The organism is Streptomyces racemochromogenes, assembly GCF_044129415.1.
GTDB classification, from domain to species: domain Bacteria; phylum Actinomycetota; class Actinomycetes; order Streptomycetales; family Streptomycetaceae; genus Streptomyces; species Streptomyces racemochromogenes_A.
On record NZ_JBBDHD010000008.1, the window covers coordinates 107,268 to 115,576 of the forward strand.

Genomic DNA, 8,309 nt, shown 5'->3' on the forward strand with positions numbered 1-8,309 from the left:
GACCAGGGCGGGAGGGCCGGATGGGCCATCCCCGGACGCCATCCGCGACGGGGGGCGGGCGCCCCGGGTTGCGGGAGCGGCCCGCATGGGGTTCGTTCGAAGGAGGGGTTCCCCGGGACGGGGGTGAGCGGTGATGGCCTCCACGGGCCGGTTCTTCGCCGACCGCGCCGACGCGGGGCGCGCGCTGGCGGAGGCGCTGCGGCACCTGGCGGGCGCGCACCCCGTCGTGCTGGGACTTCCCCGGGGCGGGGTGCCCGTCGCGTACGAGGTGGCGCGGGCGCTCGGGGCCCCGCTCGATGTGATCGTGGTCCGCAAGCTCGGCGTCCCCGGCCACCGGGAGCTGGGTTTCGGGGCGATCGGCGAGGGCGGGGTGCGGATCGTCAACGAGGAGATCGTGCGCCGCAGCCGCGCCTCCCGGGCCGACCTGGACGCCGTCGAGCGGGCCGAGGAGGCGGAGCTGGAACGGCGGGCCCTGCGCTACCGCGAGGGCCGGGGCCGGGTGCCGCTCGGCGGCCGGACGGTGATCGTCGTGGACGACGGCATCGCGACCGGTGCCACGGCCGCAGCCGCCTGCGCGATCGTCCGGGCGTCGGGCGCGGTACGGGTCGTGCTGGCCGCGCCGGTGGCACCGCCGGAGGCGCTCGCCGCGCTGCGCGGGGCGGCGGACGAGGTGGTCTGCCTCTCGGTCCCGCCCGGGTTCCGGGCCGTCGGCGAGTGGTACCGGGACTTCTCCCAGACCCCTGACGAGGAGGTCGTCGCCGCCCTGTCCCGCCCGACGGACGGCCCACCGCCCGCGCCCTGACCGGCCCGGCGGACGACCCGCCCCCCTGACCGTCCCGCGCAGCGCATACGGCCGGAGGGCGGCCCCGGGCGGGGCACGGGAGCGGGCGCGGGGCCCGCCGGGGGAAGGCGGGTGGCTCCGGCCGGACGGAATTCGGGTGAGCGGGGCCGGGGTTCATGATCGGATGGCGGTGTCAGCGGGCCCTCGACCGGCCCGGAGCCCGACATCGAAGGAGTCCCGATGCCCCAGTACGAAATCACCGGCGCGACGGCCGGCGCAGCGGCCCGGGAGCGCGCGGCATGAGCCGGGGCGTGCTGGTCACCGGCGCCTCCCGGGGCATCGGGCGGGCCGTCGCGGCAGCGTTCGCCCGGCAGGGCGACCGGGTCGCCGTCCACGCCTCCGCCCCGCACGCCGAGGCCCGCGCGACCCTGGCCGGCCTGGAGGGCGAGGGCCACGCGCTCGTCACCGGCGACCTCGGCGACCCGGCCCGCGTCGAGGAGCTGGTCGCCGAGGCCGCCGAGGCGCTCGGCGGCGTGGAGGTCCTGGTGAACAACGCCGCCGCGTTGGTCGCCCACCCACTGCCCGGCACCTCGTACGCGCAGTGGCAGGAAGCCTGGCGGCGCACGGCGGCGGTGAACCTGTTCGGCGCGGCCGACGTCACCTACTGCGTGGCCCGCCGCATGATCGACGAGGGCCGGCCGGGGCACATCGTCAACGTGGGCTCGCGCGGCGCGTTCCGCGGCGAGCCCGACCATCCCGCGTACGGGGCCACCAAGGCGGCCCTGCACGCCTTCGGCCAGTCCCTGGCCGTCTCCCTGGCGCCCCACGGCATCACGGTGGCCTCGGTGGCCCCGGGGTTCGTCGCCACCGAGCGGGTCTCCGGCCGGCTCCGGGGCGCGGAGGGCGAGGGGATCCGCGCCCAGAGCCCCTTCGGCCGGGTCGCCGAGCCGGAGGAGATCGCCTCGGCCGTGCTGTACCTCGCCTCGCCCGCGGCCGGGTGGAGTTCGGGCGCGGTCCTTGACGTCAACGGGGCCTCGTACCTGCGGACCTGACGCCCCGGCGCGCTCAGCCCCGGTAGGCCTCCAGGAGCCGCAGCCAGACCTCGCTGATGGTCGGGAACGCCGGCACCGCGTGCCAGAGCCGGCCGATCGGCACCTCCCCGACGACGGCGATCGTCGCCGCGTGCAGCAGCTCGGCGGCGCCCGGACCGACGAAGGTGGCGCCGAGGAGGACCTCCCGGTCGAGGTCGACGACCATCCGGGCCCGGCCCCGGTAGCCGTCGGCGTACAGGCCCGCCCCGGAGACCTTGCCCAGGTCGTGGTCGACGGCGCGCACCCGGCGCCCGGAGCGCTCGGCCTCCGCCAGGGTCACGCCGACCGCCGCCGCCTCCGGGTCGGTGAACACGGCCTGCGGCACGGCCTCGGTGTCGGCGGTGGCGGCGTACGCGCCCCACCGGCCGCCGTCCGGGGCCGGGGCGCCGGTCCCCCGGCCCGCGCGGGCGGCGATGGCGGCTCCGGCGATCCGGGCCTGGTACTTGCCCTGGTGGGTCAGGAGCGCCCGGTGGTTGACGTCTCCGACGGCGTAGAGCCAGTCGTGGCCCTCGACCCGGCAGCTCTCGTCCACGCCGATCCAGTCGCCGGGGGTCAGCCCGACGGTGTCCAGCCCGATGTCCTCGGTGCGCGGGGCGCGGCCGGTGGCCATCAGCAGTTCGTCGCCCTCCAGCAGTTCGCCGCCCTCCAGGACCACGGTGACGGGGCCTGTCGGACCGTCCCGTACGACGGCTTCGACGGCCACCCCGGTGCGGACGACGGCGCCGGCGGCGGTGAGGGCCTCGGCGACGAGCTCCCCGGCGAAGGGCTCCATCCTCGGGAGCAGCCCGGAGCCGCGGACCAGGACGGTGACCTGCGAGCCGAGGGCCTGCCAGGCGGTGGCCATCTCGCAGGCCACGACGGAGCCGCCGACGATCAGCAGCCGGCCGGGGACGTGCCGGGCGGAGGTGGCCTCGCGGCTGGTCCACGCGCCGGCGCCGTGCAGCCCGGGGAGGTCCGGGACGACGGCCCGCGTGCCGGTGGCGACGACGACGGCGTGCCGGGCGGAGAGGACGTGGTGCACGCCCTCGGGACTGGTCACGGCGACCTTGCGGATCCCGTAGAGCCGGCCGTGGCCCCGGTAGAGGTGCGCGCCGGTGGACTCGACCCATTCGGCCTGGCCGCCGTCCTTCCAGTCGCCCGTCCAGTAGTCGCGGTGCGCGAACACCGCCTCGGCGTCGAGCGGCCCGGAGACGGCTGCGGCGAGGCCCGGCACCCGGCGGGCGTCGGCGCGGGCCAGTGCCGGGCGCAGCAGGGCCTTGCTGGGGACGCAGGCCCAGTACGAGCACTCCCCGCCGACGAGTTCGCTTTCCACCAGGGCCGTGCTCAGCCCCGCGGCACGGGTGCGGTCGACGATGTTCTCGCCTGCCGGGCCCCCGCCGAGCACCACGACGTCGTACTCCACCGGTTCGGTCATGCCGTCCAGTGTCCCCGCGGGACGGGGGCCGTGTCCGGCAATCTCAGCCCTCCGGCGTGCCGGAGGCCCCGCCCTGCGCCTCCCCCGGGCCCGGCTGCCGCTGCGCGGCGATCTTCTCGCGGACCTCGTCCATGTCGAGGGCGCGGGCCTGGCCGATCAGGTCGGTCAGCGCGGCCTCGGGAAGGGCGCCGGGCTGCGCGAAGATGGCCACCTGGTCCCGGACGATCATCAGCGTGGGGATCGAGGTGATCTGGAAGGCCGCCGCCAGCTCCTGCTGGGCCTCGGTGTCCACCTTGGCGAACACGAGGTCGGGGTGGGCCTCGGAGGCCTTCTCGTAGACCGGGGCGAACTGGAGGCAGGGGCGGCACCAGCCCGCCCAGAAGTCGATCAGCACGAACGGGTTCTCGCTGACCGTCCGGTCGAAGTTCTCCTTGGTGAGCTCGACTGTAGCCACGGTTCCTGACCTCCTGGTCGCTGCGTCCTGATCGCCGCTTCGCTGTGTGTCCTCGGTGTCCTCGTGGAACGAACGGCCGCCCCGTGGCATTCCGCCGGGGCCCGCGGTCCCTAGAACGGGTGACCCGGCGGGGTCCGGCGGACGGTGGTCCAGCGCAGTTCCGTGAAGGCGTCGAGGTTGGCCTCGCCGCCGAACCGGGCGCCCGTACCCGAGACGCCCACCCCGCCGAAGGGGGCCACCGCCTCGTCGTTCACGGTCTGGTCGTTGACGTGGGCGATCCCGGTCGGTATCCGGTCCGCCAGTTCCAGGCCGTGGGCGGCGTCGCGGGTGACGATGCCCAGGGAGAGCCCGTACGGGCCCGCCGCGGCCAGCTCGACGGCCTCGGCCTCGGTCGTGAAGGAGCGTACGGGCGCCACCGGGCCGAAGACCTCCTCCGTGTAGGCGGGGGTGTCGTCGGAGACGCCCGCCAGCACGGTCGGCCGGTAGAACAGGCCCTCGTGGGTGCCGCCGGCGACGAGTTTGGCACCCCGCTCCACGCTCTCCTCGACCAGGCCGTGCACCCGCTCCAGCTGGGTCCCGTCGAGCAGCGGTCCCAGATGGACGGGCTCGCGGTACGGGTCGCCGACGGCGAGCGCCTCGGCCCGGGCGGCGAGCCGCTCCACGTACTCGTCGTAGAGCGAGGCGTGGACGAGGTGGCGTCCGGCGGTCATGCAGATCTGGCCCTGGTGGAAGAAGGAGCCCCAGGAGGCCTGCGCGACGGCGGCCTCGACGTCGGCGTCGGCGAGCACCACGAGCGCCGAGTTCCCGCCCAGTTCCAGGTGCGCCCGCTTGAGGTGACGGCCCGCCAGCTCGCCGACGGCCCGGCCGGCGGCGGTGGAGCCGGTGAAGGAGACGATCCGTACGCGCGGGTCGGCCACCACCGCTGCGCCGGTCCCCGCGTCGCCGGGCAGGACGTGCAGCAGCCCGGCCGGGAGTCCGGCGGCCGCGAACACGGCGGCCAGGGCGAGTCCCCCGCAGACGGCGGTGCGGCGGTCCGGCTTGAGCAGGACGGCGTTGCCGAGGGCGAGGGCGGGGGCGACGGAGCGGATGGAGAGGATCAGCGGGGCGTTGAACGGGGCCACGACCCCGACCACCCCCGCCGGGACGCGGCGTGTGTAGGAGAGCCGGGGCGCCTCGCTGGGCAGCACCTGCCCGGCCGGACGCGAGGCCAGCGCGGCGGCCTCGTAGCACTCCTGGGCGGCGACGTGCAGTTCGAAGTCCGCCTTGCCCGGGATGGACCCCGACTCCCGGACCAGCCAGTCCCGCAGCTCGTCGGCGTGCGCCGCGAACAGGTCACCGGCCCGGCGCAGCACGGCCGCCCGCTCGGCGTGGGTGGCCCGTGCCCAGTCGCGCTGCGCGGCCCGTGCCCGTACGGCGGCCTCCGCGACGTCGGCGGGGGCGGCCAGGTCGAGGGTGGCGAGGGTACGCCCGGTCGCGGGTTCGACGACGGGGGCCGTACCGCCGGTGAGGGTCGGTCCGTCCTGCCAGAGTGTCGGGTCGAGCAGCGGCATGGCGCGGGGCCTCCGGAGGGTGGGCGCGGTGGGGTGGGCCGTGCCGGTGGCGGCGGCATCGGCCGTGGCAGGCGCCATCGTGCCAGACCCTGGTCTCCGGATTCTGTTCAGTTATTGGGCAGTTGGGACCCGGCCCTGTCCGGAAACCATCGCCGCCGGGGCGGCCGTGGGCCGCCCCGGGCTCGCGGTCAGCGTTCGAGGACCAGGGCGATGCCCTGGCCGACGCCGATGCACAGCGCCGCCATCCCGGTGCCCGAGCCCGCGGCCGCCAGCTGGTGGGCGACCGAGCCCGCCAGACGCGCTCCGGAGGCGCCCAGGGGGTGCCCGATGGCGATGGCGCCGCCGCGCGGGTTGACCACGGCCGGGTCCAGTTCGGGCCAGGCCGCCAGACAGCCGAGCGCCTGCGCGGCGAAGGCCTCGTTGAGCTCGAAGGCGGTCAGGTCGGACAGCTCGCGGCCCGCCTTGGCGAGCGCCCGCTGGACGGCGTCCACCGGTCCGAGGCCGAAGAACTGGGGCTCGATGCCGGTGACGGCCGAGGCGCTGATGCGCGCGAGCGGCTCGCGGCCGGTGGCGGCCAGGCCCTCCTCGTCGGTGAGCAGCAGGGCCGCGGCGCCGTCGTTGAGGGGGGAGGCGTTGCCGGCCGTCACGGTGCCGGTACCGTCGGTCCGGAAGGCCGGCTTGAGGCGGGCGAGGGCCTCGGGGGTGGAGCCCTCGCGGATGCACTCGTCGCGGAGCAGCTCCACGCCGGGGTAGGGGACGACCTCGTCGGCGTAGAGGCCGGCGTTCCAGGCCGCGGCGGCCTTGCGGTGGCTGTCGAGGGCGAAGGCGTCCTGGGCCTCGCGGGTGATGCCGTGCTTCTCCGCGATGAGCTCGGCCCCCTCACCGAGGGAGCCGGTCCACTCCGCGGGCATCCGGGGGTTGGTCATCCGCCAGCCGAGGGTGGTCGACCACATCTGCTGGTGCCCGGCGGGGTGCGCGCGCTCGGGCTTCTGCACCACCCAGGGGGCGCGGGTCATCGACTCGACGCCGCCGGCGATGGCGACGGAGGCGTCACCGAGGGCGATGGCGCGGGCGGCCTGGATCACCGCTTCGAGGCCGGATCCGCAGAGGCGGTTGACGGTGGCGCCGGGGACGGTGACGGGCAGCCCGGCGAGGAGCACCGCCATGCGGGCCACGTCGCGGTTGTCCTCGCCCGCGCCGTTGGCGTCGCCGAAGACGACGTCGTCGATGCGGGCGGGGTCGAGGTCGGGGGTCCGGTCGACGAGGGCGCGGACGACGTGGGCCGCGAGGTCGTCGGGGCGGACTCCGGCGAGGGCGCCGCCGAACTTGCCGATGGGGGTGCGGACGGCGTCGACGACGTAGACGTCGCGGACGGTGCGGATGCTCATGGGGGCTCTCCTGGGCGGCTCCGTACGATCGGCGGCGCGCCGGCGCCGATGTGGGCACCGGACCACACCACCGGGCACGCCCGGTGGGGCGCGCCCGCAGTCTCCGCCGCGGCGTCGCCGCGTGTCAACGGTGTCCCTGGCCAGGCCGTGTGCCGCCGCCCCGGCGGGGCGTTCACGGGGTCGGGGTGGTTGCCGGGGCCGCGCGGTCCGGAGCCGGCGGGCTGCTCGGCAACCCCGCCCCGCTCCGAGGCGGGGCGGGGCGGTCGGGCCGGTCGCGGGGAACGGCCTCCTCCTCCAGCGGCTCGTGGCGCGCCGGTCAGGCGCCTCCGGGCCAGGGTTCCGCGGGGCCGCGGCGGTCGGGCGGGGCGGCGTTGAGGCGGGCCGCCTGGCGGGTGAGGTGGGTGCGCTCGGCCAGGTTGGGGGCGCGGTGGGCGGCCTCGGCGTAGAGCTGGGCGGCGTCGGCCCGGTCGCCGGCCCGGTCGTGCAGCCAGGCGGCGACGGCGGTGTACCGGGGCAGGTCCGGGTCGAGCCCGGCCAGCGCGGCGAGCCCCGCGCGCGGCCCGTCGGCCTCTCCGACGGCCACCGCCCGGTTGAGCCGGGCGACGGGGCTGCCGGTGAGGGCGACGAGTTCGTCGTACCACTCGACGATCTGCGGCCAGTCGGTCTCGCGCGCGGTGGGGGCGTCGGCGTGCAGGGCGGCGATGGCGGCCTGGGCCTGGTACTCGCCGAGCCGGTCGCGGGCCAGTGCCCCGTGCAGGATCCCGATGCCCTCGGCGATGGCCGCCGTGTCCCAGCGTCCGCGGTCCTGTTCGGCGAGCGGGACCAGGCTGCCGTCGGGGGCGGTCCGGGCGGCCCGCCGGGCGTGGTGCAGGAGCATCAGCGCGAGCAGTCCGGCCGGTTCGGGGTGGTCGACGGCGGCGGCGAGCCGGCGGGTGAGCCGGATGGCCTCGGCGGCGAGGTCGACGTCGCCCGAGTACCCCTCGTTGAAGACGAGGTAGAGGACGCGCAGGACGGTGGCCACGTCGCCGGGCCGGTCGAGCCGGACGCCGGAGAGGGTCCGTTTGGCGCGGCTGATCCGCTGCGCCATGGTCGCCTCGGGGACGAGGTAGGCGCGGGCGATCTGGCGGGTGGTGAGGCCGCCCACGGCCCGCAGGGTGAGGGCGACGGCCGAGTTCGGGGACAGCACGGGGTGCGCGCACAGGAAGTAGAGGCCGAGGGTGTCGTCCGCGGCGGGCGCGGGGCCCGGATCCGGCTCGCGGTCGGCGAGGTCCTCGCGGCGCCGCCGGGCCGCGTCGGCGCGGGTCGCGTCGAGGAAGCGCCGCCAGGCGGCGGTGACGAGCCACCCCCGCGGGTCGCGGGGCGGGTCGGCGGGCCAGACCCGGAGGGCGTCGAGCAGGGCGTCCTGGACGGCGTCCTCGGCGGCCGCGAAGTCGGCGCCGCGGCGGACGAGGATGCCGAGGACACCCGGGGTGAGTTCCCTGAGCAGGGTCTCGTCGAAGGCGGCGGGCGGGGGGGGGGGGCCCGCCGCCGGGGGGGGGGGGGGGGGGGGGGGGCGGGGGGGGGGGGGGGGGGGGGGGGCGGGGGGGGGGGGGGGGGGGGGGGGGGGGGGGGGGGGGGGGGGGGGGGGGGGG

6 protein-coding genes and 1 pseudogene are annotated in these 8,309 nt (G+C 77.2%); 2 read left to right on the plus strand and 5 right to left on the minus strand.

The genetic code is table 11. The annotated features are described in order from the left end of the window. Positions 1 to 133: 133 nt before the first annotated feature. Both WDV06_RS05240 and WDV06_RS05245 read left to right on the plus strand, forming a co-directional pair. A pseudogene (locus WDV06_RS05240) lies at positions 134 to 787 on the plus strand (phosphoribosyltransferase); the annotation flags it as partial. Positions 788 to 1,080: 293 nt separating this feature from the next. Further along, positions 1,081 to 1,833 carry an SDR family NAD(P)-dependent oxidoreductase gene (locus WDV06_RS05245; RefSeq protein ID WP_395508433.1) on the plus strand — a complete coding sequence of 251 codons (753 nt, stop codon included), beginning with the start codon at positions 1,081 to 1,083 and terminating at the stop codon, positions 1,831 to 1,833. 13 nt (positions 1,834 to 1,846) lie between these two features. Here the strand turns inward: WDV06_RS05245 and WDV06_RS05250 are convergent, their stop codons facing one another. The 5 genes from WDV06_RS05250 to WDV06_RS05270 all read right to left on the minus strand — a co-directional run bounded on the left by WDV06_RS05250 (position 1,847) and on the right by WDV06_RS05270 (position 8,164). Then, a complete protein-coding gene (locus tag WDV06_RS05250) occupies positions 1,847 to 3,286 on the minus strand; it encodes a dihydrolipoyl dehydrogenase family protein (protein WP_395508434.1) in 1,440 nt (479 codons plus the stop codon). A 43-nt stretch (positions 3,287 to 3,329) separates the two neighbouring features. Then, complete coding sequence (locus tag WDV06_RS05255) at positions 3,330 to 3,740, minus strand: thioredoxin family protein (protein WP_395508435.1); 411 nt, start codon at positions 3,738 to 3,740, stop codon at positions 3,330 to 3,332. A 110-nt stretch (positions 3,741 to 3,850) separates the two neighbouring features. After that, entirely contained in the window at positions 3,851 to 5,290 is a 1,440-nt protein-coding gene (locus tag WDV06_RS05260; protein ID WP_395508440.1) for an aldehyde dehydrogenase family protein, read from the minus strand. 188 nt (positions 5,291 to 5,478) lie between these two features. Further along, entirely contained in the window at positions 5,479 to 6,678 is a 1,200-nt protein-coding gene (locus tag WDV06_RS05265; RefSeq protein ID WP_395508436.1) for a thiolase family protein, read from the minus strand. Positions 6,679 to 6,994: 316 nt separating this feature from the next. Beyond that, on the minus strand, positions 6,995 to 8,164 hold the full coding sequence (locus WDV06_RS05270) for an RNA polymerase sigma factor (protein ID WP_395508441.1): 1,170 nt from the start codon (positions 8,162 to 8,164) through the stop codon (positions 6,995 to 6,997). Positions 8,165 to 8,309: the final 145 nt, after the last annotated feature.